The sequence below is a fragment of the Streptomyces sp. NPDC021749 genome (assembly GCF_040640655.1).
GTDB lineage: Bacteria > Actinomycetota > Actinomycetes > Streptomycetales > Streptomycetaceae > Streptomyces.
The window spans coordinates 27944-54051 of sequence record NZ_JBFACE010000003.1 but is presented as its reverse complement, the minus strand read 5'-3'; the positions used below and the strand labels follow the sequence as shown (position 1 = coordinate 54051).

The 26108-nt window shown below is 71.7% G+C and carries 19 protein-coding genes, 2 tRNA genes and 1 pseudogene; 4 read left to right on the top strand and 18 right to left on the bottom strand.

The annotated features are described in order from the left end of the window. The first annotated feature begins 687 nt into the window (after positions 1–687). Positions 688–1668, top strand: a complete 981-nt coding sequence (locus AB0G35_RS03880) for a hypothetical protein (RefSeq protein WP_360943211.1) — start codon at positions 688–690, stop codon at positions 1666–1668. A 435-nt stretch (positions 1669–2103) separates the two neighbouring features. Here the strand turns inward: AB0G35_RS03880 and holA are convergent, their stop codons facing one another. Continuing rightward, positions 2104–3087 carry a DNA polymerase III subunit delta gene (holA, locus tag AB0G35_RS03875; protein WP_360943208.1) on the bottom strand — a complete coding sequence of 328 codons (984 nt, stop codon included), beginning with the start codon at positions 3085–3087 and terminating at the stop codon, positions 2104–2106. Between the two features lie 357 nt (positions 3088–3444). Here holA and AB0G35_RS03870 point away from each other — a divergent pair, with 357 nt between their 5' ends. Beyond that, complete coding sequence (locus AB0G35_RS03870; protein WP_360943795.1) at positions 3445–3681, top strand: hypothetical protein; 237 nt, start codon at positions 3445–3447, stop codon at positions 3679–3681. A gap of 260 nt (positions 3682–3941) precedes the next feature. Here the strand turns inward: AB0G35_RS03870 and AB0G35_RS03865 are convergent, their stop codons facing one another. The 8 genes and pseudogenes from AB0G35_RS03865 to AB0G35_RS03830 form a co-directional block, all read right to left on the bottom strand. Beyond that, positions 3942–4727, bottom strand: coding sequence for an arylamine N-acetyltransferase (locus tag AB0G35_RS03865; RefSeq protein WP_360943205.1), 786 nt, complete (start codon positions 4725–4727; stop codon positions 3942–3944). A 420-nt stretch (positions 4728–5147) separates the two neighbouring features. Beyond that, positions 5148–7766 carry a ComEC/Rec2 family competence protein gene (locus AB0G35_RS03860; protein WP_360943202.1) on the bottom strand — a complete coding sequence of 873 codons (2619 nt, stop codon included), beginning with the start codon at positions 7764–7766 and terminating at the stop codon, positions 5148–5150. A 623-nt stretch (positions 7767–8389) separates the two neighbouring features. Next, positions 8390–9181: a ComEA family DNA-binding protein gene (locus AB0G35_RS03855; protein ID WP_360943199.1), complete on the bottom strand. Its 792-nt coding sequence runs from the start codon at positions 9179–9181 to the stop codon at positions 8390–8392. A gap of 748 nt (positions 9182–9929) precedes the next feature. Next, positions 9930–10775 carry a DegV family protein gene (locus AB0G35_RS03850; RefSeq protein WP_360943196.1) on the bottom strand — a complete coding sequence of 282 codons (846 nt, stop codon included), beginning with the start codon at positions 10773–10775 and terminating at the stop codon, positions 9930–9932. A gap of 569 nt (positions 10776–11344) precedes the next feature. Then, positions 11345–12088 (bottom strand): annotated as a pseudogene (locus AB0G35_RS03845) (hypothetical protein); the annotation flags it as partial. Positions 12089–12503: 415 nt separating this feature from the next. Then, entirely contained in the window at positions 12504–15410 is a 2907-nt protein-coding gene (locus AB0G35_RS03840) for a class I tRNA ligase family protein (protein ID WP_360943193.1), read from the bottom strand. A gap of 269 nt (positions 15411–15679) precedes the next feature. Then, positions 15680–17638, bottom strand: coding sequence for a S53 family peptidase (locus AB0G35_RS03835; RefSeq protein WP_360943190.1), 1959 nt, complete (start codon positions 17636–17638; stop codon positions 15680–15682). A 343-nt stretch (positions 17639–17981) separates the two neighbouring features. Continuing rightward, positions 17982–18054: transfer RNA gene (locus AB0G35_RS03830), tRNA-Ala, on the bottom strand. A 155-nt stretch (positions 18055–18209) separates the two neighbouring features. Between AB0G35_RS03830 and AB0G35_RS03825 the strand changes: the two genes are divergently transcribed. After that, positions 18210–19544, top strand: a complete 1335-nt coding sequence (locus AB0G35_RS03825) for a glycosyltransferase 87 family protein (RefSeq protein WP_360943187.1) — start codon at positions 18210–18212, stop codon at positions 19542–19544. A gap of 197 nt (positions 19545–19741) precedes the next feature. Here the strand turns inward: AB0G35_RS03825 and AB0G35_RS03820 are convergent, their stop codons facing one another. The 9 genes from AB0G35_RS03820 to AB0G35_RS03780 all read right to left on the bottom strand — a co-directional run bounded on the left by AB0G35_RS03820 (position 19742) and on the right by AB0G35_RS03780 (position 24854). Further along, positions 19742–19975, bottom strand: a complete 234-nt coding sequence (locus tag AB0G35_RS03820; protein WP_030413843.1) for a hypothetical protein — start codon at positions 19973–19975, stop codon at positions 19742–19744. 3 nt (positions 19976–19978) lie between these two features. Then, positions 19979–20155: a hypothetical protein gene (locus tag AB0G35_RS03815; protein WP_360943183.1), complete on the bottom strand. Its 177-nt coding sequence runs from the start codon at positions 20153–20155 to the stop codon at positions 19979–19981. Between the two features lie 146 nt (positions 20156–20301). Next, positions 20302–20374 (bottom strand) — tRNA-Ala (locus tag AB0G35_RS03810). A gap of 114 nt (positions 20375–20488) precedes the next feature. After that, entirely contained in the window at positions 20489–21142 is a 654-nt protein-coding gene (locus tag AB0G35_RS03805) for a histidine phosphatase family protein (protein WP_360943792.1), read from the bottom strand. Next, positions 21139–21573 carry a ribosome silencing factor gene (gene rsfS / locus AB0G35_RS03800; protein ID WP_360943180.1) on the bottom strand — a complete coding sequence of 145 codons (435 nt, stop codon included), beginning with the start codon at positions 21571–21573 and terminating at the stop codon, positions 21139–21141. The genes AB0G35_RS03805 and rsfS overlap by 4 nt, the downstream gene beginning before the upstream one ends. A gap of 272 nt (positions 21574–21845) precedes the next feature. Continuing rightward, entirely contained in the window at positions 21846–23714 is a 1869-nt protein-coding gene (locus AB0G35_RS03795; protein WP_360943177.1) for a LytR C-terminal domain-containing protein, read from the bottom strand. Between the two features lie 24 nt (positions 23715–23738). Continuing rightward, complete coding sequence (nadD, locus tag AB0G35_RS03790; protein ID WP_360943174.1) at positions 23739–24350, bottom strand: nicotinate-nucleotide adenylyltransferase; 612 nt, start codon at positions 24348–24350, stop codon at positions 23739–23741. Positions 24351–24402: 52 nt separating this feature from the next. Beyond that, on the bottom strand, positions 24403–24612 hold the full coding sequence (locus AB0G35_RS03785) for a hypothetical protein (RefSeq protein WP_360943852.1): 210 nt from the start codon (positions 24610–24612) through the stop codon (positions 24403–24405). Positions 24613–24704: 92 nt separating this feature from the next. Beyond that, positions 24705–24854 carry a hypothetical protein gene (locus AB0G35_RS03780; protein WP_360943171.1) on the bottom strand — a complete coding sequence of 50 codons (150 nt, stop codon included), beginning with the start codon at positions 24852–24854 and terminating at the stop codon, positions 24705–24707. Between the two features lie 151 nt (positions 24855–25005). Here AB0G35_RS03780 and AB0G35_RS03775 point away from each other — a divergent pair, with 151 nt between their 5' ends. Beyond that, on the top strand, positions 25006–26094 hold the full coding sequence (locus AB0G35_RS03775) for a M48 family metallopeptidase (RefSeq protein WP_360943168.1): 1089 nt from the start codon (positions 25006–25008) through the stop codon (positions 26092–26094). The last annotated feature ends 14 nt before the right edge of the window (positions 26095–26108 follow it).

Here is a 26108-nt window from a genome sequence, read left to right as displayed (position 1 = left end):
GGCCCCTTATTAGGGAAAGCCGTACGGAGTCCGGGTCTCTACGAGACCGGATCGGGATCTTCACCCGCGTCACGCAGAAGGCAGTTCCGACTGCCACTGCACTTGCACTACTGCACGACCCTGCCGACAGGGACCCAGCGGCCCCTCTCACCGCTCCCTGACCGGTGCACCACCGCGCCGCACGCGGCCTGCGTTCGCCACGCGGGTGCGGCGCACCCGGCTCACCGGCGGCCTCCACCGCCGATCGAGCCCGAACTTTCCAAGACGAAGGCCTTCCGCCCCGTTCTCCGGGGTGGGGGGCCTTTGTCGTGGGCTGGTCGCTGTGGGGCGGTCGCTGTGGGCCGGTCGCTGTGGGGCGGTCGCTTTCGATGAGGCGAGCGGAGCAGGGAGTGGGACGGGCTGGTTACGCCAGCCGGAACTGCCCCGTCGCAAAGACAGGCCCACGAAGAGATGGCCGTCGCAGAGAGAAGTGATGGCTGTCGCAGAGAAGAGACGGCCGTTGTAGAGAAGAAACGGCCGGTCGCAGAGAGAACAGATGGCCGTCGTAGAGAAGAAACGGCCGTCATGGAGAGAAGAGAAGGCCGTCGTAGAGGGGGTGCAGACGCGCCTCCCTCGTCGTGGGGTTATTCGTCGTACAGGCGTCCGCGGGCCGCAGCCCGGGCCCGGCCGGTCCGCTACGCTGCGGCCATGTCCACCCCGGGGGAGCCCTCTCATCCGTACGGCCTGCCGCAGCCCAACCCTTACGGCCAGGTCCCCGCACCACCACAGAATCCGGTGCCCGCGCAGCAGAATCCGTACGCGCAGCAGAATCCCGTGCCCGGACAACCGGGGCCGGCCGCCGGGCAGCAGTCCCCGCCGCAGCCACCGTTGCCGCCCCCGTCGCAACCGTCCGTCGGCACCTACGGCTATCCGCCGGTGGGCATGGGCGCGCCCGTGACGACACCCGGGGCTTCCTCCGGGCCGGTCGGTGTTCCCGGCGGCAGCGGCAGTGCCGGCGGCCGCGGTGCCTCCGGCTGGCTGTGGGCGCTCGGTGGTGCGGTCGCCGCCTCCGCGATCTGGGGTTCGCTGCTGTTCGCCACCAGTGGTTTCTCCTCCGAGCCCAGCCCCGACCTCGCGGGCTACGCCTACACCGACGACCTGTGTGCGGCCACCTCGATGTCGCCCTTCGAGAACGCCCACTACAAGACCAAGGAGAACACCGGCTCCTCGTCGAAGGACGCCAACCCCCAGCACAGCGGGGCACGGCAGAAGTCGATGGACAACATGTGGTGCAACGTCTCACTGGAGCAGGAGAACGCGAGCTCCTCCACCTACTCCTCGACCTGGCTCTACACCAGCGCCACGCTGCACCGGACTGCCGACCCGGCACCGGAATTCGCCGACAACTACCGCGCGTACGAGAAGCAGGAGACCTCGGTCGGCTACAAGGTCGAGTCCGTTCCTGGCATCGGCGACGAGGCCTACCTGGTGACGCGGAACGACATGGGCAGCGACAGCGGTTCCTACGTGATCCTCGGCGTGCGGGACGGCTGGATGACCTTCCAGGCAACGTGGTCGAGCTACGCCTCCAGCAGCAGCTCCGGCAAACAGCCCACCTCCGACGAGGTCGCCACCATGCTCAAGACCAGCGCCACGGAAACCCTCAAGCGCCTGCAGAACGCACGCTGAGGCGGACCGCCGGAATTCCGGCTGGCGTCCCGCCGGGACTTGAGGCACCGCGGCCCGCCGTATTAGGGGGCTGGGGACAGGACGGGGGTCGGAGGTCGGAGGGCTGAGGCCTTGAGGCCCGCGGTTCGGGGGTGCGGTCCGGGATCAGACGGAATCCTGGGTTCGGCGTCCGCTGGAACTTCCGGGATGGCCGGGGCTCGGCGGACGCCCGGCATGCCGGTGAAACCGGGGTCTGGGCCCGGGATCTGACGGAATTCCGGGCTCCAGGCCCAACGGAACTCTGGGCTCCGCGGCCCGCGGGAACTCACGTGGCCCCCGGCCCGCCGGAATTTCGAGTTTCGAAGGCCTGTGACCTGATGGCTCCTGATGGCTCCTGATGGCTCCTGATGGCTTACGGGGCAGCAGAGCTCGCCCGAATGTCCGTTCGCCCGCGCCTCAGCGGGACCGCGCCGCGCGGGCAATCGTCACGACCGCCTTCTCCAGGGCGTACTCGGGATCGTCCCCGCCCCCCTTGACGCCCGCGTCGGCCGCCGCGACCGCCCGCAACGCCGTCGCCACGCCGTCCGCCGACCAGCCGCGCATCTGCTGCCGGACCCGATCGATCTTCCAGGGCGGCATGCCCAGTTCGCGCGCGAGGTCGCCGGGGCGGGCGCCGCGCGGCGCGGAAGCCAGCTTGCCGATGGCGCGGACGCCCTGCGCGAGCGCGCTGGTGATCATGACGGGCGCGACACCGGTCGCGATCGCCCAGCGCAGCGCCTCCAGCGCTTCGGCGGCCCGGCCCTCGACGGCACGGTCCGCGACGGTGAAGCTCGACGCCTCGGCCCGACCCGTGTAGTACCGCCCGACGATCGCCTCGTCGATCGTGCCCTCGATGTCGGCGGTCAGCTGCGCACATGCCGAGGCCAGCTCCCGCAGATCGCTGCCGATCGCATCGACCAGCGACTGGCATGCCTCGGGCGTCGCCGATCGCCCGACCGTACGGAACTCCCCCCGCACGAACGCCAGCCGGTCCGCCGGCTTGGTCATCTTCGGACAGGCCACTTCCCGCGCCCCGGCCTTACGGGCGGCGTCCAGCAGCCCCTTGCCCTTCGCACCACCGGCGTGCAGCAGCACGAGCGTGATCTCCTCGGCGGGCGACCCGAGATACGCCTTGACGTCCTTGATCGTGTCCGCGGACAGATCGTGCGCCGAGCGCACCACCACGACCTTCCGCTCGGCGAAGAGCGAGGGGCTGGTCAGCTCGGCGAGGGTGCCGGGCTGGAGCTGGTCGGGGGTGAGGTCGCGCACATCGGTGTCCGCATCGGCCGCGCGGGCAGCCGCCACCACCTGCTGCACCGCACGCTCCAGCAGCAGGTCTTCCTGCCCCACCGCGATCGTCACGGGGGCAAGCGGATCGTCGTTAGCTGTCTTCCTGGCCATCGCGATCCAGCATCCCACGCCCCACCGACAACGCCGCCCGAACCCTCTCCGTCCCCTGCCCCCCGCCCCGCCCGTCCGCCCGTCCCCTCCCCCTCCCCCCGGCCGCCAGTCGCCGGTCGCCGGTCGCCGGTCGCCGGTCGCTTTCAGCCCGGTAACCGAACTGGACATACGGCCCGGTACGCCGGGAGACGGGTTCCTGCACCCGGGCATCGGAAGCCGCACTCACCGAACCGGGACAATGGCCTGATGAACGACCACGCCGCCGCGCCCAGGCACCCCGACCACCCCGGTCCCCCCGGTCCCACCGATCGCCACGCATCCGCATCCGCTTCCGCCGCCGTGCCCTCCCCCGAGCACGTGCGCCACGTTCTGGTCCTTCCCGACCGCGACACCGCGGAGGAGGTCGCCGAGGCCCTCGTCGAACGGTTCGGTATCGCCGAAGAGCCCCAGCTCGTACGGGACGCCCTGGCCGGTGAGGACGACGCCGAGGACGCCCAGTGGCTGGTCGTGGTCGAAGACCCGGACGCCCGCCACGACCCGGCACAGTTGGACGACCTCGCGGCGGAGTACGAGGGCTGGCGCGAGGCCGAGTAACGCCCCACCGACGCCGCCACGGTCACCACCGTTACCGCAGTCATCGCAGTCACTCCAGCCACCGCAGCCATGGCGGCCACCAGCCACCACAGCCACCACAGCCACCACCCGCGGAACGCATAGGCGGCACGGCTGGGCACGGGCCGCAGCGGACGCGACGCACAGGAGGAAGTCACCTTCCCTGCCCGCACCCACGCCGCCGCAGCCCGCCCCGCCAGCCCACCAGCCCGCCTCCTACGGCGCCGTCCATTTCCCCCGGGTCAGCCGGCCACCGCCGCCCCCACCACCGGCTCCCGGTCCACCACCACCCCGAAGTGCTCCCGGTAGGCGGCCAGTACTTCATCCGCAGCCAGCTCACGTTGCTCACGTGCACCGTCCGCCCCGGTGATCACGAGCGTGCGGCCGGAGAGCGTGATCCGGCCGGTCTCGGTCAGACGCGAGCACACCAGGGACTGGGTGAAGTGGGAGGTCGGCGAGGTGCGGTTCCACCAGCAGCCGACCTCGAAGTCGGCCAGTGCGCGCGGCCGTTGTTCGATCCGGTACTGCGGCGAGCCGTCCCTCAATACGTCCACGTCCCCCTCCGCCGTCTCCTCCAGTTGGAACGTCCCACCCGGATCGGCCTGTTCCTCGCGGCTGTCCCAGCGCAGCGGAAAGTGGCTGTTCCGGCCGAAGCCGACATCGGCCAGCCACGGCCCGCTCGGCGTATGGACCCGCAGCGCAAGGTGGTCGTACGGGATGCCGAGGCGCCCCTCGGCACCGAACACGCGCGCCGACAACAACTCGACCTCGTACCCGAGGGCCCGCAGCAGCCCGGCGAAGGCGCCGTTGAGTTCGTAGCAGAACCCGCCGCGCCGAGCACCAACGATCTTGTCCAGCAGCGGCTTCTCCGCCAGGACGATCTCCTCGCCGAGGTGGATGGCGAGATTCTCGAACGGCACAGTCCTCAGATGCCTGAGGTGCAGCGCAGACAACGCGCCCTCATCAGCGGCCTCGGGCCGCGCCGCCCCGATGCGCTCCAGATAGGCATCGGCCGCCATGTCATCCATCTGCCCCGCCTCCGTACATCTCGTATCCCTCCACCGGCATGCAGCGCCGCTGCTCCTGCCATCGCGAGCCTGTTTCGGAGCCTACAGAGCCAGGAACAGCCCGAACGGGAGGACGAGGGGCGGATCGGATGCCCGCGTCCTGCGGCGACACGGACCGTGACGAACCGGCGCGCCTGACGCGCTGCGAGGTGAGCAGCACCAAGAGCCTGCTGTACGCGGTGGATCGGGCGCCGGGCGCCATCGGCTGTGCCGAGGTCTATGCGGCGGGGCAGCGGCAGCACGTGGTCAGCGTGCGCCTGAACGGGCACGAGCCGGACATCGAGTGGGGACAGCAACGTGGTGAACCCTTCTGGACGGTGGACTACCTCTCCGCATACGGGCGGCCCGAGGACGGCTCACCGACCGCGAAGTTCCTGGCGTTCATGGACTCCGACACGGCGAAGAACATCGGCGAAGAACATCATGCGGATGTACAAGCACGTGCCCCGCGCCGACCGCCAGAGCCTGTCGGACGCGATCTGCCGGACGCGATCTGCCGGACGCGACCTGCGGGCCGCGATCTGCCGGCCCTGAGCCCGCGGACCTGCTGGCCCGCCTCGGCCGCCCGGCGCCCGGTCCCGGCACCCGGCACCCGGCGCCCGGCGCCCGGCTGCGTATTCGCCGGCCGCGCCGCCTTCCCCGACCGCGCCCCTCGCCTGGGTCGCCCGGCAGGCGGGCTCCGGTGCGGCGGCCGGTCACGGTGGCGGCGAGCCTGCCCGGAGTGCCGAGGACCGCGATCGCACCGTCGGTGTCGGTACGCAGCACCCGGGCGCCCTGAGCCCGCAGCGCGGCGATCGTCCGCGGCGCCGGATGGCCGTAGGGATTTCCGGTACCGCACGAGATCAGCGCCAGGCGCGGCGCCAGCCGGTGCATCAGCGGCGGGTCCTGGTGCGCGGAGCCGTGGTGCGCCACCTTCAGGACGTCGACGTTGGCGATCTCCGGATGCGCCGCCAGCAGCGCCTGTTGAGCAGGCGGTTCGAGATCGCCGAGGAGCAGGAGCGTCAGTCCGCCGGTCCGTACGAGCAGGGTGACGCTGGCGTCGTTGGGCCCGTCGAGCACCGGGGCGAACGCCATGGCAGGAGGCCAGAGCACTTCCCAGCTGAGCGGGCCGAGGCGCCGCCGCTCCCCCGGGACGGCGCGGACGAGCGGAATCCGGGCCCGCGCGGCCGTCTCCCGTACGAAACGGGCCTGGCCCTGCGGATCCTGGAGGGTCGTGGTCTCGATCGCGCCGACCGACCGGCCACGCAGCGCGCCGGGAAGTCCGTCCACATGATCGGCATGGAAGTGGGTGAGGACGAGCAAGGGGATCCGGTGAATACCCAGGTCCGTGAGGCAGCGGTCGATGGCGCGCGGCTCAGGACCGGTGTCCACCACCAGCGCCGTACCGTCCCCGGCGGCCAACACCAGGCCGTCGCCCTGCCCCACGTCACAGACGACCGCGCGCCACCCGGGCGGCGGCCAGCCGGTGATGACACGGGTGAACGGAGCGGGGCGGCACACCGCCAGCAACAGGGCGAACGCGCACAGGACGCAGAGCCAGGGGCGGCGCAGCACCCGTCGCCCGACCGGCACCAGCGCCACCATGACGGCCACCAGCGCCAGCGCACCCGCCCAGCCGTCGGGCCAGCCGATCTCCGCTCCGGGCAGCGCCGCGCCCGTACGCGCGACACCGGCGATCCACTCGGCGGGCCACCCGGCGCACCATGCCAGCACCTTGGCGACGGGCAGGACGAACGGGGCGGTGACGAGCGCCGCGAACCCGAGGACCGTGGCCGGGCCCACCGCCAGCTCGGCCAGCAGATTGCACGGCACGGCCACCAGGCCCACGCGGGCGGCAAGCAGCACGATGACGGGCGCACAGACCGCCTGTGCCGCCGCGGCGGCCGCGACCACTTCGGCGAGCCTGGGCGGCATCCGACGCCGCTGGAGGGCGGCACTCCAACGCGGCGCGAGCAACAACAGTGCGCCGGTGGCCAGTACGGAGAGCAGGAAGCCGTACCGTCGCGCGAGCCACGGGTCGTAGAGCACCAGCAGCAGCACCGCGGCGGCCAGCGCGGGAAGCAGCGAACGGCGGCGGCCGGTGCCGATCGCCAGCAGGGCGATCAGGCCGCAGGCGGCGGCCCGCAGCACGCTGGGATCCGGGCGGCACACGACCACGAAGGCCAGCGCAAGCACACCCCCGATGACGGCGGTGCCGCGCAACGACAGCCTCAGACGGGGTGCCAGCCCCCGCCGCTCGGCGCGCGTGGCGAGGTGCGGCGGACCGATCAACAGGGCGAGCACGATCGTCAGATTGCTGCCGGAGACGGCGAGCAAGTGCGTCAGGTCCGTGGCCCGGAAGGCTTCGTCCAGGTCCGGCGGCACGCGTGAGGTGTCCCCTACGACCAGCCCGGGCAGCAGCGCACGGGCGTCGGGCCGGAGCCCGTCCGTGGCCTCACGCAGCCCGGCCCGCACGTGTCCGGCCACCCGCTGCAGCGCGGACGGCCCACCGACCTTGACCGGCGGCGCGTCGGCGTCCACCCGCAACACCGCGGCGACCTGATCACCCGGCAGGAGCGGCGGCACGGCCCGCGCCACGACCCGAATACGCGTCGACGGCAGCAGCCCCCGCCAGGCCTCCGAAAGCGCCGCGGCCTCTGACCCCGAGCGCCCGCCCCACCCGTTCCGCTCATCCACGGAGCCCGCGCCGCCGGGCCTCTCGCCGCCGGGCCCTTCGCCGCTGGGCCCCTCACCGCCGGCACCATTCGCAACGGCCACGGCGGCGGACGCGGAACCGGTGCCCTTCGCCTCGCCTCCCCTGCCGCCGGACGGCGCGTCTTCGTCGCCTCCGCCCTGCCGTACGAGGACCAGAACCGGCGTACGTACGGCCGTGACCGCACCGTCCGGCGCCGTGACCCGCACGGCATCGGCGTGGAACGCCACGGCCGGAGGCGTCCGTTGGGAGCCGCGCACCCGGGGCCGGGTCAGCCGGGGATCATCCGTCACCTCCAGCTCCACCATGGCCCGTGCATAGCGGTCCGCCAGGTCAGGCAGCGGACCACGCCGGACGTCCGCCGCATGCAACGCCGCGGACGCCGCCCCCGAGACAGCACCCAGCAGTACGGCGGCCAGCGCCACCCACGCCCCGGAGGACCATCGACGGAAGGAGGCGTACCGCCGCCTGCACCCCACTCCGCCGCCCCGAGCGGCCCCCGCCCCGCCGCCCTCCGCACGGCCCGCGGCTTCCCCACTCAGCTCGCCTTCCTTGCCCTCCCTGTATTCCTCGCACTCCGCTGTCTCCTCGTACTCCTCAGTTCTCTCGCGGCCCTCAGTTTTCTCGCGGCCCTCAGTTCTCTCGCGGTCTTCAGGCCTCTCACGGTCCTCAGTTCCCTCACCCTCCTCGCCTCCCCCTCGTTCCACCCGGCGTCGGAGCACGGCCACCCGTAACGCGAGTGCCGCGAGCACTACTCCCACCGCGCAGGCCACCGCCACGCCGCCGCCCGGCGCGCCGAGCCCGATCGCCGCTGCGGCCCAGGCCGCCAGGGCTGGTCCGACCAGGCGCAGATCGGGCGCGCTCTCCTGCTGCGGGTCCGAAGCGCCGTGCTGTGAGGGAGCCGTGGCATGCACCGCGGGCCGAGCGGTGGTCATGGCTTCACCAAGGGCCGCAGATCGGCGAAGCGACGGTCGCCGATACCGGTCACCTGACGCAGCTGCTCCACCGAGGTGAAACCACCGTGCTGAGTGCGGAATTCGATGATGTGGCGCGCCAATACGGGGCCGACACCGGGCAGGGCGTCGAGTTGCTGCTCGGTCGCCGTACTGAGGCTCACCGGCTCGCTCGGACCGGTTCCGCCGCCCGCCGTCCCGCTGCCCGTACCGCCGGCCCCCGCACCACCGGCCGCCGCACCACCGAGGCCGGCGCCGCTCCCGGCTGCGACGCCCGGAACGCCGACCGCGATCTGTTCGCCGTCGGTCAGCAGCCGCGCACGGTTGAGCCCGCTGATGTTGGCCCCGTGCAGCACACCGCCCGCGGCCCGGAGCGCGTCGATCACTCGCGAGCCCGGCGGCATCCGCTGAATACCGGGATGCCGGACCTTGCCCGTGACGTCGACGACCAACTGGCGCCCCGCACCGCCCGATGCGCCACCCGTCGGACCGCCCGATGCTCCACTCCGGCCCGTTGAGGAGGTCGACGAGGACGCGGGTGACGGGGGTGCGGACGAGTTCAGGTCGGCCGCCGCGCGGGGCCCGTGGTGCTGACCCGGCCCCGTTGCGGACCGTTCGACCGCCGGGGCACGTACCGGTTCCGGGCGGCCGGTCCAGAAGTGGTGCACCGCGAACGCCACCGCCACGAGCAGCACCAGCGCCAAGGCGGCCAGTGCCCTGGGATCGGTACCGCACCGTAACTGCAGCCACAGCGGGAGTCGTTCGCGCACCGTCAGCCACGCTCGCTCCGTACGACGCGGCCGTGGGCTCGGGCGCAGGGCCTGGGGCGACGGCTGGGGCTTGGGCTGAGGCTCGGGCTCGGGCTCGGGCTCGGGCTCGGGCTCGGGCTCGGGCGGCGGATCGTGTCCGGGTGGCGGTGGTCCGGTCAGCGCGGTCGCCCGCTCCGTATCACCGAAGATCGCCGCAACCCGGGCACGTACCCGCTCGCGCTCCCACTCCTCACGCGCCCGCGCCCGAGAGGGAGCCGCGGGTGGTTCAAGCACCGGTTCCGGTGAGGACGCCACAGGTTCGCCCACGGGCTCTGGCGAGGGTGCCACCGATGCACCCGCCGGTCGCGGAGGCGGCGATGAGCCAGGAAGGGATGTGGACTCAGGAAGAGGTGTGGACTCAGGAAGGGGTGTGGATTCTGGAAGGGATCCTGGGCCAGGAACGGGTGTGGAGCCAGGAGGAGACGGGGTGTCAGGTGGTACGTCCGGCTCGTACGGGACTGGCGAGTCGGACACCCATGACCAGCCGGAACGTTCGGCAGAGGCTTCCGGACGAGCCGAGGAGGGGCCGTCAGCCGGCCCGGCCCACGCGGAGACGGATACGGACGAGTCGAGTCGAGCGGTCTGCGAAGAGTTCATAACTCATGACGCTAAGTGACCGGTGCAGAATCCGCCGAGCGACGTCAAATCCCGTGGACGGAAACGGAGTTGTGGATAACTTCGTCACCCACACGTGCCCCTGGTGCCTCACTCAACGCGGCGACACCACGACCGCCAGCAGCCCCGGCCCGGTGTGTGCACCGATCACCGCGCCGACCTCGCTCACATGGAGCTCGTTCAGTCCCGGGACCCGCTCGCGGAGCCGCTGGGCGAGCGCGTCCGCGCGTTCCGCGGCGGCGAGGTGGTGCACCGCGATGTCGATCTGCCCCTCGCCCGCCCGCTCCACGGCGATCTCCTCAAGCCGTGCGATGGCCTTGGAGGACGTACGGACCTTCTCCAGCAGCTCGATCCGTCCGTCCGCCAGTTGGAGAAGGGGTTTGACGGCGAGGGCCGAGCCGAGCAGGGCCTGGGCCGCGCCGATCCGGCCGCCGCGGCGGAGAAAGTCCAGCGTGTCGACGTAGAAATAGGCGGAGGTACCCGCGGCCCGTTTCTCCGCCGCGGCGACCGCTTCGTCCACGTCGCCGCCGGCCTCCGCGGTCTCGGCGGCGGCGAGGGCGCAGAACCCAAGGGCCATGGCGACCATCCCGGTGTCCACGACGTGTACCGGAACCGGGGCGTCCTTGGCGGCCATCACAGCCGCGTCGTAGGTGCCGGAGAATTCCGAGGAGAGGTGAAGGGAGACGATGCCGGTCGCTCCGGCCTCCGCCACCTCGCGGTAGGTGTCCGCGAACACGGCCGGGCTGGGCCGGGAGGTCGTCACGCTGCGCCGCTTCTGCAGGGCCTGGGCGACGGATCTCGCGGAGATCTCGGTGCCCTCTTCGAGGGCCTGGTCCCCCAGGACGACGGTCAGCGGTACGGCCGTGATGCGGTGGCGCTCGACGGCCGTCCGCGGCAAGTAGGCCGTGGAATCGGTGACGATCGCGACATGGCGGGACATGACTGGGAGATTATCCGGGGATCGGGACGTCGCACAGTGCGGGTCCCTCCCCAAGATCTTCCAGGTTTCCCCAAGGCTCCGCCAAGTGCCCAGCGGGGAACGGGGTCGTCATCCCCGTAACGGCCCTCGCGGCGGCCTTCCTGGCGGCAGACGCGGCCGCTTCCACGGCTGCCACGGTCACACGCGGGGCACTCCGGTTGGCGGGCAGGCAATGGTGGCGGTTTCCCGGTCGGCGGGCGCTGGTCGTCGTTTCCCCGTCGGCGGGCACTGGTGGCCGTTTCCCGGTCGGCGGGCACTCGTGGCCGTTTCCGGTTGGCCGCCCTGGGGAGGGGCTCCGGTCGCCGTCCCCTATGACCGCGGGTGGGGTGGGCCTTCCCCTGGCGCCCCGCCCCGCCCCGCCCCCACCCACCTCCACCACCTCTCATCACTCAAGTCTTAGTCGAGCCGGTGCCCGTGCCAGCGCCCGTACCCCTGCCCGTACCGGTGCCGGTGCCCGTACCCGTGCCGGTGCCCGTACCCGTGCCGGTGCCGGTACCCGCACCCCCGCCCCTGCCCTCCGTCCTCGGAGTCGTCATGCCTTCCGCCCGCGGGGCCTTCTCCCACGGGTACGTCGGCCGGCCGCGGTCGTCGCGCGCAGTGATCGCCCGCTGCTGCTCATCCGCGCCCTCCGGCCCCCACGAGCGGTGACCGTCATACGGCTCCCGCCCCGCCTCCCGACGCCCCTCAGAGTGCCCCGGTCCCCCACCCCGGCCCGTCGGCTCCTCAGGGGCCTGGGTCCAGTGGCGCAAGGCGCCCGCCTCGACGTCGATCTGGTCGGTCAGTGCGGCGAGGTCGTCGTCCGCGAACTTGCGTGCGCGGTCGCGGGCGGCCCAGCGGAGGGACTCGGCGGAGTGGATGATCCGCTCCATGCGCTCCCTCAGCCCCGGGAGGCGGGCGGCGATGGTGGCGCGGTCGGGCTCTCGTTCCAGGCGTTTGAGCTCGGCTTCCAGCTCGTGGCCATGGACGCTGAGCCGCTCGAACAGGCCGATCGCCTCGCTCAGGGACGCATCGTCCGGAGCGCCCCCGTACAGCACGTCCTGGGTGGCCCGCATGGACGTTCTGAGCGACAGCCGGAGCTGGGCCAGCTCGCCGACCACGCCGGGCTGGGCGAGCTGCCGGGCGCGGAGGGTGGTGTCCTCGACCGTTCTGCGTGCCTGGGCGACCGTACGGTCCACGCCGCGCTTGGTCGCCTTCACGGCCTTGACCGTCAGGAGCACACCGGCCAGGACGAACAGCACGAAGAGCAGTCCGATGATGGCGGCGGCGGCTTCCATGGGCTCTCCCCAAGCGTGTCGGTGGCGCCGGGCTTCCGCCCGCGCTCTGTCCCTCCACCGTAAACGGAAAGGGCAGGTTGCGGGGTTCGGGAGAACCCCCAACCTGCCCTTAGGGGAACCCCCCTATGCCGCGTTCGTCCGGCCTTCCACCGCCTCCGACCGGCGCACGCGGAAGGCACCTCACCGTCTCCGACCGGCGCACGCGGAAAGCACCCTCACCGCCTCCGACCAGCGCACGCGGAAAGCACCCTCACGGCCTGCCGTCGGCGGCCGACAACTGCGTACCGACCGGACCGGCACCTGCCGGAACGTCCTCACGGACCGGCAGGCGCCCTCGACGGCTCAGCCCCTCACAAACCGCCGGACGCCCCCCGACCGCTCAGCCCCTCACAAACCGCCGGACGCCCCCGTCGGCTCACGCCGGGACGATGTTCACCAGCTTCGGGGCGCGGACGATGACCTTGCGGATGCCCGCGCCGTTCAGCGCCGCGACCACCGCCGGCTCGGCCAGTGCGGTCGCCTCCAGGTCGGCGTCGGAGATCGACGGGGCAACCTCCAGGCGGGCCTTGACCTTGCCCTTGATCTGGACGACGCAGGTCACGGTCTCGTCCACGACGTACGCCGGGTCCGCGACCGGGAAGTCCGCGTGCACCACCGAGTCGGTGTGGCCCAGCTTGTGCCACAGCTCCTCGGCGATGTGCGGGGCCAGCGGGGCGACCAGCAGGACCAGCCGCTCCGCGACCGTGCGCGGGACCGGGCCGCCCGTCTTGGTCAGGTGGTTGTTCAGCTCGGTGACCTTGGCGATGGCGGTGTTGAAGCGCAGGTTCGCCATGTCCTGGCCGACGCCGTCGATGGCCTTGTGCAGGGCGCGCAGGGTGTCCCCGTCGATGTCCGACTCGGGCACGTCCACGACGGTGACCTCACCGGTCGCCTCGTCGACGACATTGCGCCACAGGCGCTGCAGCAGCCGGTACTGGCCGACGACCGCCCGGGTGTCCCACGGCCGCGACACGTCCAGCGGGCCCATCGCCATCTCGTACAGGCGCAGGGTGTCCGCACCGTATTCGGCGCAGATCTCGTCGGGGGTAACGGCGTTCTTCAGGGACTTGCCCATCTTGCCCAGCAGGCGGCTGACCTTGTCGCCCTGGTAGTAGTAGGCGCCGTCCCGCTCCTCGACCTCGGCCGCCGGAACGGCGATGCCGCGGCTGTCCCGGTAGACGAAGGCCTGGATCATGCCCTGGTTGTACAGCTTGTGGAACGGCTCGGAGGACGAGACGTGACCCAGGTCGTACAGGACCTTGGACCAGAAACGGGCGTACAGCAGGTGCAGCACGGCGTGTTCGGCGCCGCCCACGTACAGGTCGACACCGCCGGCCGGCTGTCCGTCGCGCGGGCCCATCCAGTACTGCTCGATGGCCGGGTCGACCAGCGCGTCGTCGTTGTGGGGGTCCAGGTAGCGCAGCTCGTACCAGCAGGAACCGGCCCAGTTGGGCATGGTGTTGGTCTCGCGGCGGTAGCGCCGGACGCCGCGGCCGTCGCCCAGGTCCAGGTCGACGTGGACCCAGTCCTCGTTGCGGGACAGCGGGGTCTCGGGCTGGGTGTCGGCGTCGTCCGGGTCGAAGGTGCGCGGGGAGTAGTCCTCGACCTCGGGCAGTTCCAGCGGCAGCATCGACTCGGGCAGCGCGTGCGCCACGCCGTCCTCGTCGTAGACGATCGGGAACGGCTCGCCCCAGTAGCGCTGGCGGCTGAACAGCCAGTCGCGCAGCCGGAAGTTGACGGTGCCCTCGCCGATGCCGCGCTCGGTCAGCCAGTCGGTGATCTTCGCCTTGGCCTCGGTGACGCCCAGGCCGTCCAGCGAGATGCTGTCACCGGACGAGTTGATGATCTTGGCGTCGTACGAGGCGAAGGCGTCGTCCCAGGTGGCGGGGTCGGTGCCGCGGCCGTCCGTCGGCTCGACGACACAGCGCATCGGCAGCTCGAAGGCCCGGGCGAAGGCGAAGTCGCGGGTGTCGTGCGCGGGCACGGCCATGATCGCGCCGGTGCCGTAGCCCATCAGGACGTAGTCGGCGATGAAGACCGGGACCTGCTCGCCGCTGACTGGGTTGACGGCGAAGACACCGGTGAAGACGCCGGTCTTGTCCTTGGCCTCGGCCTGCCGCTCGATGTCGGACTTGGCGGCGGCCTGCTTGCGGTAGGCGGCGACGGCCTCGCGCGGGGTGGCGTGGCCGCCGGTCCACACGTCGTGGGTGCCCTCGGGCCAGGCGTCGGGGACGATGGTGCCGGTGGTGTCGCCGTTCTCGGAGCCGGCGATCAGCGGGTGCTCGGGGGCCAGCACCATGTACGTGGCACCGAACAGGGTGTCCTGGCGGGTGGTGAAGACGGTGATCGCCTCGTCGCCCACCGGGAAGTCGACCCGGGCGCCCTCGGAGCGGCCGATCCAGTTGCGCTGCTGCAGCTTGATGGCCTCCGGCCAGTCCAGCGCGTCCAGGTCGCGCAGCAGCCGGTCGGCGTAGGCGGTGATGCGCATGTTCCACTGGCGCAGCTTGGCCTTGAACACCGGGTAGTTGCCGCGCTCGGAGCGGCCCTCGGCGGTGACCTCCTCGTTGGCCAGTACGGTGCCCAGGCCGGGGCACCAGTTGACCGGCGCGTCCGAGGCGTACGCCAGGCGGTACTCGCCCAGGATGTCGGCGCGCTCGGTGTCGCTCAGCTCGGCCCACGGGCGGCCGTCGGGGGTCGGGCGGGTGCCGGCCTCGAACTGGGCGACCAGGGTGTCGATCGGGCGGGCGGCGTCCGCCTCCGGGTCGTACCAGGAGTTGAAGATCTGCAGGAAGATCCACTGGGTCCACTTGTAGTACGCCGGGTCGATCGTCTCGATCGAACGGCGCCGGTCGTGGCCCAGGCCCAGCCGGCGCAGCTGACGGCGCATGTTGACGATGTTGGCCTCGGTGGAGACCCGCGGGTGGGTGCCGGTCTGGACGGCGTACTGCTCGGCGGGCAGGCCGAAGGCGTCGAAGCCCAGGGTGTGCAGGACGTTGTGGCCCGTCATGCGCTGGTGGCGGGCGTAGACGTCGGTGGCGATGAACCCCAGGGGGTGGCCGACGTGCAGGCCGGCACCCGACGGGTAGGGGAACATGTCCATGATGAACTTCTTGGGGCGGGCCACCAGCTCCGGGTCGCCGACCAGATCCCCGCTGACGTTCGGGGCCTCGTAGGTCCCGTCCTTCTCCCAGAAGTCCTGCCAGCGTGCCTCGATGTCGGCGGCCAGCGCGGCCGTATAGCGGTGCGGCGCTGCCACCTCGGCAGCGTTGGTCGTCTCGCTCATCGTCCTCAAAGCTCCATCGATCGTCTCTGCCTGCGGAAACGCGCCTTGTCCCGGACCTTGTCCCAGACCTTGCCCCCGGAACTCCGGAAACAAAAAGACCCCTCGCACAGGAGGGGACGCCGCGCCGATTCCGACGGGTTTGTCATCCGTCGGCACTGATCAGCGCGGCCCGCTAAGCAGAAGGCGTACGGCACGCATGGCGCCAGGGTACCGCAGGGCGTGCGGGGCCCGCGCCGAGGTTTCCCCCGGGCGCGGGCCGCGCGGGTCCGTCAGGGACGGTAGGAGCTCACGTAGCCGGAGCTGGGGCTGCCCACGCCGGTGACGTCGTCGTAGCCGACGACGGCGTGCAGGGAGCTGTCCTTGCCGAGGCTGCGCAGCGAGGTCGTGGTGCCCTCGCTGTTGTCGGTGCCGTTGACGTAGTCCACCCGGACGACGGCGAGGTCACGTCCGGCGCCCAGCGGGTGGTCGGTGACATCGTGGTAGGCGGACGTGCCGTAGCGCTGGTAGATGCCGGGGTTGGCGAAGCCGATGGCCACACCGTGCCGGGCCTGCTGGGCGAGCGCCTGGACGCCGGCGATGACCGGGGCGGCCAGGGAGGTGCCGCCGATGCGGTACTCGCTGTAGCCGAGCTTGCCGCCGGGCAGGGTCTGGGTCTGGCCCACCAGGAAGCCGGTGTTGGGGTCGGCGACCGCGGCGATGTCCGGAACGGTGCGCATCCGGCCCTTCAGGGCGATGTTGGACAGCGAGTCCGGGACGACTCCGCGCTGGTAGAAGGGCTGCGGGACGGTCTTGCTGACGCCGCCGCCGGCCCCGCCGTTGAAGGTGCCGGGGAAGCCGGCCCAGCTGTTGCCGTCCTTGGAGAGCAGGGCCTTCTGGGTGCCCCAGCCGGTCTCCCACTGGTAGGTGTCGTGCTTGCCGACGGCAAGGGAGGTGCCGCCGACCGCGGTCACCCAGGCGGAGTTGGCCGGGGTGTCGACCTGCTTGAGGCCGGTGTTGGCGACCTCGTCACCGTTGTCGCCGGAGGAGAAGTAGAAGCCGATGCCCTGGACCGCGCCCTGCTGGAAGAGCTGGTCGTAGGCGGCGGCCACGTCCGGGGTCTCGTTCGCCTCGATGTCGCCCCAGGAGTTGGAGACGATGTCGGCGAGGTGGCCGTCGACGATCTTGCCGAGCGAGTCGATCAGGTCGTCGTCCATGCAGGAGGAGGCGCCGACGTAGACGACGTCGGAGGCCGGGGCGACCGCGTGGACGGCCTCGACGTCGAGGGTCTCCTCGCCGTACCAGCCGGCCGCGCCGCACTCGTCGATGTGCGTGTACTTCTTGGGCAGCACCTGGGAGAGCTGGCCGCGGCGGTAGGCGGCGTCGCCGTTGCGGGCGGCGTAGGTGGCGGCGTCCTTGGAGATCGTCGGCGAGGCGTAGGCGTCGGTGATCGCGATGGTGACGCCCTTGCCGGTCCACTTCTTCGCCCCGTAGGCGGCCCGCAGCTGCTTGCCGGTGTAGCCCTTGACCGCGTACGGCGCCTTGCTTCCGTAGGCGGACGGCAGCTTCTTGTTGGTGCGGGAGCCGTAGTACGAGGAGAACGGGCCGGAGTTCCGGAAGACGTCCTCCGGGGGCGGCAGTTCGCCGGAGTGGTGCTTGGCGAGCTTCGGCGCGTTGTCCAGGCCGGTGACCGTCAGCACCGCGTCGGCCAGCGCGGCGGGCGCGGAGGCGGTGGTCGACGGGGCGTGGTAAGTGTGGCCGCCCTTGCGGTAGTTGTGCAGGTCGGTGGCGAAGGCCCGCTCGGCGGCGGCCGCGTCGCCCTTGACCGTGAGGTAGCGGTTGGTGGTGCCGGTGACCTTCAGGCCGGACTTCGCCAGCCAGTCGGTCACCTTGGCTATCTGCTCGCGGGTGGCACCGAAGCGGGCCCGCGTCTGGGCGGCGCTGAGGTACTTCCCGTACGCCGCCGAGTGCGGGTCGGACACGGCCCGGGCGTAGGCCGCCAGGCCCTTGGCGTCGCGGCCGGCGAGGTAGACCCGGGCGGTGACGGCCGCGGAGTCCGCGGTGGCGCCCTGGTCGGCCTTCTCGGTGGCCCAGAGGGGCTTGGTGCCCAGCAGTGCGTGCCGGCCACCGTCGTGGCCCGCGGCGTCGGCGGCGGGCGCGCCGAGTGCGAGCGCGCCGGCGACCAGGGGCAGCGCGGCTGCCCAGGCCAGACCGGCGCGGACGCGCGGTGATCCGGTGTGGCTTGATCTCATGTAACCCCCTGCTGTGGCGATGCGGTGCGCTGCGGGGTGACGCGGTGCGCCGGTGCGCCGATGCGCGGCACCTCACGAGCGGTGCATGCGGTGGATGTGACGCTCACACGCGATTCGCCACTCTTTCGGTGAACTGTTCATGTCAGGGGAATGTGATCACCAAGAAGAGACCAAGGAATGGCAAGGACTGGTCAGGAAAGGCCATCCGGCGAACAGTGAATCCGCCATAGCGGACAGGTACTTGACCGACCGTCACCCCGCGTACGAGGCGCTCGCCCCCCCCGGGAGACGGGGGCGCACAGCAGAGCAGGCCGTCCGCGATGGACGGCCTGCTCTGTCTCTGTGGAGCTAAGGAGAATTGAACTCCTGACCTCCTGCATGCCATGCAGGCGCTCTACCAACTGAGCTATAGCCCCGTATTTTGTTTTCCGCCCGGTTCCCCGCTGCGGCATCGCCTACATTACACGGACCTCCCCGCCTTCTGCCAAATCGGTTTCCCGGGGGCCCTTGGAAGAGGCGCGCGGTACTGTCGGCAGGCCGTGCCCGATTCGTCCTGGGGGAGCCTTACGCCGTGACCGCGCTGGAGCTGGAACAGTCCACCGACCCCGGCGGCCCGCACCCCGGCAACGGCGTCCTGCGCCGCCACCCGACGGCCGCGGCGGCGCTGGCCTGCCTGGTCTCCTTCACCGCCTTCTGGACCGCGCAGCGGCTCGCGCACGTCACGATGATCGACCTCATGGTCTACCGGGCCGAGGGCTGGACCGTCCGTAACGGCGAGTCCCTCTACGACATGGTGGCCACCTCGGCCCACCTGCCCAACACCTACCCGCCCTTCGCGGCGCTGCTCTTCACCCCGCTCACGCTCCTCGGCGTCCCGGCGATGCGCACCCTGGCCACCGCCGGGAACCTGCTGCTGCTCGTCGCGGTCGTCGGCCTCTCGCTGCGCCTGGCGGACCGGCCCCGGCGGCTGCCCCGGCCGGCCGCCACCCTGGCGGTCTCGGCACTGCTGGTGTGGTGCGAGCCGGTCTGGACGACGCTGCGCTACGGACAGATCAACCTGCTGCTCGCCGCGCTCGTACTGTGGGACCTGACCCGCAAGGACACCCACCGGTTCGCGGGTATCGGCATCGGTATCGCGGCCGGCCTCAAGCTCACACCGGCGCTGTTCGCCGTTTTCCTGGCCGTGGCCGGCGCCGTCCGGGCCGGGCGGCTGCTGCGCTCCGGCGCCGGTCCGCGCGCCGCCTGGAACCCCTGGCTGCGGCAGGCCGCCGTGGCCACCGCGACCTTCCTCGCCACCGTCCTCCTCTCCGCCCTCGCGCTGCCCCGCGACTCGCACCGCTTCTGGACCGAGATCGTGTTCGCCGCCGACCGGGTCGGTGAGGTGGAGATCACCGCGAACCAGTCGCTGCGCGGCGCGCTCGCCCGGCTGCTGCACACCCACGACCCCGGCGCCTCCTGGGCCGTACTGGCCGGGCTGACCGCGCTCGCCGGCCTGGCACTGGCCGCCGGGGCGCTGCTGCGCGGGCGGGAGGCGTCCCCGGCCGACGGCGGGCGCGCCTGGGCCGCCGTCGCCTGCGCCGTGACCGCACTCCTGATCAGCCCGATCTCCTGGTCCCACCACTGGGTGTGGTGCGTGCCACTGCTGATCCTGCTCGGCTCCGAGGCGCTCGACCGGACCGGCACCGGCGCGCGCCGCTGGTGGGTGATCACCGTCACGCTGGGCCTCCTCTTCTGCTCCTTCGCGCTGTGGTGGGTGCCGCACCGCTGGCACCAGCACCAGGAACTGCACCAGAACGGCATCCAGATGCTGCTCTCCGACGTCTATCCGCTCGCCGGGCTGGCCGCCCTCGCCCTGGCCGGGGCCCGGCTGTGGCGGTCCGACCGCTCCCCCGCCGCCCGCGATTGACGCGGAGCGGGAGGCGGCCGGTGCGCCGTCGACCGGTCCAACGCCGGGTGGGCGCACGCCAGTTCCACCCGACCGGAACCGACCGGAACCGTACGGAACTGCCCGGATGCCTCCGGAGATGCCCGGGGGGTGCCAGAACGGCGGGTGCGTCCGACCCAAGATGCACGGAACGCCCGCCAGTTGGCGGGCGACGCCGGTCAGGCCGTGGCGAACGAGTAGAAGCGCTTGAGCGTGCAGTGCTCGTCGAGCAGCCGCCCGTAGATCGGCTCCCCGTCGAGCTCCCGGTAGGTCTCGATCGGGTCGCCTTTTATGACCAGGGCGCGGGCGCATTCCTCGCACCAGTACTGGTAGTCGGTGTTGACCGGTTCCATGTCGCGCACGATCGGCGTTCCGCTGCCGCACCAGTCACATTTCCTGCTGTGGGCGCCCATCCATCAGCTCCAACTGTGGCCGCAGGCCGTACAAACGAAGGAGACACCGCCGTTGTCGCCCAGCACCTGTGCGACGTGCGACGAGCCGCACGAGGGGCACTGCAGGGCAGAGCCGGTGCCCGCGCCCGCCGCAGCGACGTCGAGCGGGTCGTCGACCTCCCCGAGGATGCTCGTGGGCATCGCTGTCCCTCCTCCCCTGGCGGCGCCGTCCGATTCTGCCACGGACGGCCCCCCAGGTCAGGTCCGTCTTCACAGCGGGCGGGCCGCGCAGGTCCGCACATACGCAATGATCCCGCCTCCATCTGGAGGCGGGATCATCCGGGTTGTGGAGCTAAGGAGAATTGAACTCCTGACCTCCTGCATGCCATGCAGGCGCTCTACCAACTGAGCTATAGCCCCGGGTCTTGTTCCGCTCCTCCGGGGTTTTCCCCGGCGGCGCCGCGAACAAGAAGAACTTTAGCCTGCGACCTGCCCAGATGTGAAATCCGGGTCCGTCCGGGCCACCGGCGGGGGTCAGACGTCGTCGCCGAGCACCGGCTCCGGCAGGGTGCCGGCGTTGTGCTCCAACAGGCGCCAGCCGCGCGCGCCCTCACCGAGCACGGACCAGCAGCAGTTCGACAGACCGCCCAGGCCCTCCCAGTGGTGGGCCTCCAGGCCGAGCAGCCGCCCGATGGTGGTGCGGATCGTGCCGCCGTGGCTGACCACGACCAGGGTGCCGTTCTCGGGCAGCTTGTCGGCGTGGTTGAGCACCACGGGGGCGGCCCGGTCGGCCACCTCGGTCTCCAGCTCGCCGCCGCCGCGCCGCACCGGCTCGCCGCGCTTCCAGGCGGTGTACTCCTCGCCGTAGCGCCCGAGGATCTCCTCGTGGGTCAGCCCCTGCCAGGAGCCCGCGTACGTCTCGCGCAGGGCCGCGTCATGGGTCACGTCGAGCCGGGTGAGCACGGCCAGCTCGTTCGCCGTGGCGGTCGCGCGCCTCAGATCGGAGGCGATGATCGCGTCCGGCCTCAGGGCGGCGAGCAGCCGGGCCGAGCGCCGGGCCTGGGCCAGCCCGGCCTCGGTCAGCTCGATGTCCGTGGAGCCCTGGAAGCGGCGCTCCAGATTCCAGGCCGTCTGGCCGTGCCGCCACAGGACGATGCGGCGGCCCGGCGCCTTCTTCGTGCCGTTCAGAGCAGCTCTCCGTCCTGCCGGCCCGCAGTGGCCTCGGCGTGCGCGGCGGCCTTGCCGCGGGTGGCCTGGGCGTCCTCGGGGAGGCCGATCTCCGGGCAGTCCTTCCACAGCCGCTCAAGCGCGTAGAAGACGCGCTCCTCGCTGTGCTGGATGTGCACGACGATGTCGACGTAGTCGAGGAGCACCCAGCGGGCCTCGCGGTCGCCCTCCCGGCGGACCGGCTTGGCGCCGAGTTCCTTGGCGAGCCGTTCCTCGATCTCGTCGACGATCGACTTCACCTGGCGGTCGCTGGGGGCCGAGGCCAGCAGGAAGGCATCGGTGATCGAGAGGACGTCACTGACGTCGTACGCGATGATGTCGTGCGCGAGCTTGTCGGCCGCGGCCTGGGCTGCGGCGTTGATGAGCTCGATGGAGCGGTCCGTGGCGGTCACAAGCGGCTTTCCGGGTCGAGGGCTGCTTTTCCGGCCGGTCACGGGGCGGGGCTCGGCCCCGCCGCGGCGCGCGCCGCGGTCCCCGTGGGCAACCGGATCGGCGGTCAAGTACCCCTCAAGGGTCTCACGGACCACTGACACTCCCGGCAGGGTTTTCGAACCAGCGGGTCAGATCGCGCATCCGGGCTGGTCAGGGGCGGTCGCGGCGCCTTCGGCCCACCGGTGACGGGACGGGGCGGGGCGGCCCTGCGGCGGACCGCCCGCCCCTCCCGTCAGCCCTTGTAGTCCTGGCCGAGGACCACCGTGATGTCGGCGTTCCCGGCGCCCTTGCCCTGCCGGACCACGCCCGCTGACAGACCCAGCGTCTTGGCGACCTCGGTGGCCTTCGCCTTCGAGGCGGCGTCGGCGTAGGTGACCCGGGAGGCGGGCCGGGCCACGCCCTCGGTGCCGTCGTCGACGAAGGTGTAGCCGCCGTTGAGCAGGGCGACCTGCGCCTTTCCGGTGGCCGCCTTGTTGCCGGTGGCGTTGCGGACGGCCACCCGGGCGGTGGTGTCGGGCGCGGTCTTCTTGACCGTGCCGCCGAGCACGTCCTTGACCACGCCGGCCGCGGTGGACGGGCTGAGCGTGCCGTCGGCCTGTACGGGCAGCAGGGTCGTGCGGTAGGCCCCGGTCTTCGCCAGTTCGGCCCGCTGGGCCAGCGAGCTGCCCAGCTGGGCCTCGGTGAGCGGCGGGTCGAGGACCTGGAGGAGCGCCTTGACGGTCGCGGTGGCGCCGTCGGCGTCGCTGGAGACCTTCTTCAGCGTCGCCTGCATGACCTGGCCGAAGCGCTGGAGCTGACGGGTCTGCGGCTCGCCGGGCGCCTGGTAGGTGGCGTAGGCGACGGCCGCCTGACCGCCCAGGTCCTGGGCGCGGCCCTGCTTGACCACCGGGGAGGCGCCCTTCTTGGCGCCGGGCACGGTGGCGTCGGTGTCGAGGGTGATCCCGCCGACCGTCTCGACGAGGTTCTCCAGATAGGGCGTGTCCAGCCGCCAGGTGGCCTTCAGGTCGGCGCCCAGGAGGCTGTTGAGGGCGTCCCGGGTGGGCTCGGCGCCGTCGGCCTTCACGGACTTGCCGAGCGTGGTGCTGCTGCCGTCGTCCTTGGGGACCACGAGGCTGTTGGGCAGCAGGACGGTGGTGCCCTTCTCGGTGGTCTCGTTGTCCACGAGGAGCGCGGTGGAGCTGTTGCCCGTCTTGGTGTCCCGCAGGTGCACCACGAGGACGTCGCGCTTCTGGCCGCCGGCCGCGGCGGCCCGGCCGGTGTCCGGACCGGCCAGTCCGGGCAGCTTGCCCGCCCACCACAGATAGCCGGCGCCACCGGCCACCAGGAGGACCAGGACGACCGACAGCGCGATGATCCGGCTGCGGCCGCGCCGCTTGGCCTCCTCGCGCCGCTCGGTCCGGCTCTCGGTGAACTTCAGCCAGTCGATGACGTCTTCGGAGTCCTCGTCGGGCTCCTCGATGAAGGAGAACTGTTCCGTGCGGTACTCCGGGGCGCCCGAGGGGTCTCCGGCGGCCCCGTCGGCCGGGCCGCTCACCGTCTGTGCCGCCGGACCGTCCGAGGGGGCGCGGCGCCCGCCGCCCGGCTGCCGGGCGTCCTCGCCGCCGCCGGGGGCGGCCGGAGCGCCATAGCGCTGCTCCTCGTAGGAGAGCTGCTCGTACGGCGCCTGCTGGGCCTGCTGCGGGATCCACTCCTGCTGGGAGGCCTGATGCGGGGGCGCTTGCTGGGGGGACGCCTGCTGCGGCCGGCCGTACGGGTCGTACTGCTGGGGGTAGCCGGGGTCCGCCTGGACCTGGCCGCGGCCGTACGGGTCGTAGCCGTGGCCCGCACCGGTCTGCTGGCCCTGCTGCCCCTGGTAGGTCTGCTGCGCCTGGTGGCCCTGCGCCGTGCCGTACGGGTCGTAGCCCTCGTAGGCGGACGGGGCGGGGTGCCCGCCGTACGGGTCGTGCTGCTGCTCGTACGGCTGCCGGGCCGCGTCGTGGTAGACCGGCTGCCCGTAGGCGTCGTAGGTGTAGCCCGGCTGCCCCTGCTGCCCTTGCTCTTGGGCGTAAGGGTCGCGGGCATACGGGTCCTGCGGCCCGTACGGATCGTGTCGGTCGCTCACCGGTGCCCCTTTCCGTCAGCCCCGTCAGCAGTCGTTGCGGTACAGCTGTTTTTTGTCGATGTAGCGCACCACACCGTCCGGCACCAGGTACCAGACCGGATCCCCCTGGGCGACGCGCGCCCGGCAGTCGGTCGAGGAGATGGCCAGCGCGGGCACCTCCACCAGGGACACCGCCCCCTCGGGCAGCCCGGGGTCCGCGAGGACGTGGCCGGGCCTGGTCACCCCGATGAAGTGGGCGAGCGACACCAGCTCCGCGGCGTCGTGCCAGGTCAGGATCTGGCTGAGCGCGTCGGCGCCGGTGATGAAGAACAGATCCGCGTCACGGTGCTCCGCACGCAGATCACGCAGCGTGTCTATCGTGTACGTCTTGCCGCCGCGGTCGATGTCGATACGGCTGACGGAGAACTGCGGGTTCGAGGCGGTCGCGATGACCGTCATCAGATACCGGTCCTCGGCCGGGGACACCTTCTTGTGGCTCTTCTGCCACGGCTGTCCGGTGGGCACGAAGATGACCTCGTCGAGGTGGAACTGACTGGCCACCTCGCTGGCGGCGACCAGGTGTCCGTGGTGGATCGGGTCGAACGTCCCGCCCATCACTCCGAGTCGCCGCTTCACGGGCCCTGTGTGCTCTCCCATGCGTGCAGACCCTACTGGGCGGCGCGCGATGCCGGGGGCCGGGTGCCGGGGCTCAGCGGTCCCGGTTGAACCGGGTCGTGACCCACAGCAGGAGGAGCAGGACAAACAGGGCACCGCCGCCGGTCACGAAAGGGCTGAGGCTGGCGTGACCGCCCTCGTGGCCGGGTTCGGCGGCGAGGGAAACCAGGGACTGTGCGGTGGTGTGCAGGCTCATCGTCAGCAGGACCAATCCGGGCTCGATGCGGGCAGAGACTTCCACCACATCGTATGCGTCGGCTCACTGCGGGCTCACGGCGACTCCACCCGGATGCGCCCGGCCGCGTCCGTCCGCCTCGGGGTCGCGGTCCCGGACGGTCAGTCCTGGCCGTAGCCGCGCAGCAGGAACCACGCGAGCAGGGCGGCGCCGAGCACGCCGACGATGATCACGGTGCGCAGGATCCATCCGGGGCCGCTGTCCCTGGCGGTCTGCTCGGCTGCGGCGAGCAGCAGGCTCGGATGCGGCATGGCGGCGCTCCTCGGGTACCGGCCCGCGGGGTCTTTTGTACGGGCCTGTGCGGTCATTGGTGCGATCGCCAGCGTACGCCCGAGCATCCATTCGCGTGTCAGTGGCGTCCTCTAGTCTGAAACTCACGCAGTCGAAGAGGGGGAGGCCCCAATGACGGAGAGCCCAGACGGCAGCGCGCGTGTACCGAGCCGGGACCGGCGGCGATTCCCCGGAATCTCCTCCCGGTCGTACGAGCACCCCGCGGACCGCTCGGCGCTGGTCGCCCTGCGCAAGCTCAGCGGGTTCGACACCGTCTTCAAGACGCTCAGCGGCCTGTTGCCGGAGCGCAGCCTCCGGCTGCTGTTCCTGTCGGACTCGGTGCGCGTCAGCGACCAGCAGTTCTCGCACCTGAACGACATGCTGCGCGACGCCTGCTACATCCTGGACCTGGAGAAGGTCCCGCCGATGTACGTCAATCAGGACCCGCAGCCCAACGCCATGTGCATCGGCCTGGACGAGCCGATCATCGTGGTGACGACCGGCCTCGTCGAGCTGCTCGACGAGGAGGAGATGCGCGCGGTCGTCGGCCACGAGGTCGGCCACGCCCTCTCCGGGCACGCGGTCTACCGCACGATCCTGCTGTTCCTGACGAACCTCGCCATGAAGGTCGCCTGGATCCCGCTGGGCAACGTCGCGATCATGGCGATCGTGACGGCACTGCGCGAGTGGTTCCGCAAGTCCGAGCTGTCGGCGGACCGCGCCGGGCTGCTGGTCGGGCAGGACCTGCAGGCCTCGATGCGCGGCCTGATGAAGCTGGCCGGCGGCAATCATCTGCACGAGATGAACGTCGACGCCTTCCTCAAGCAGGCCGACGAGTACGAGTCGGGCGGCGATCTGCGCGACTCCGTGCTGAAGATCCTCAACCTCCTGCCGCGCAGCCACCCGTTCACGACCGTGCGGGCGGCCGAGCTGAAGAAGTGGGCGGCCAGCCGCGACTACCAGCGGATCATGGACGGCCACTACCTCCGCCGCGACGAGGACAAGGACGCCTCGGTGTCCGACTCGTTCCGGGACTCGGCGGCGCACTACGCGGAGTCGGTGCGCAACAGCAAGGACCCGCTGATGGGCCTGGTCCGCGATATCGCGGGCGGTGCGGGCGACTTGGGCGGCAAGCTGCGGGACACGGTCTTCGGCGGCGGCTCGCGCGGCGGTCAGGGCGGCGCCAACGGCACGGACCGGACCAACGGCTCGGAGGCCTGAGGGAACGGCTCGCA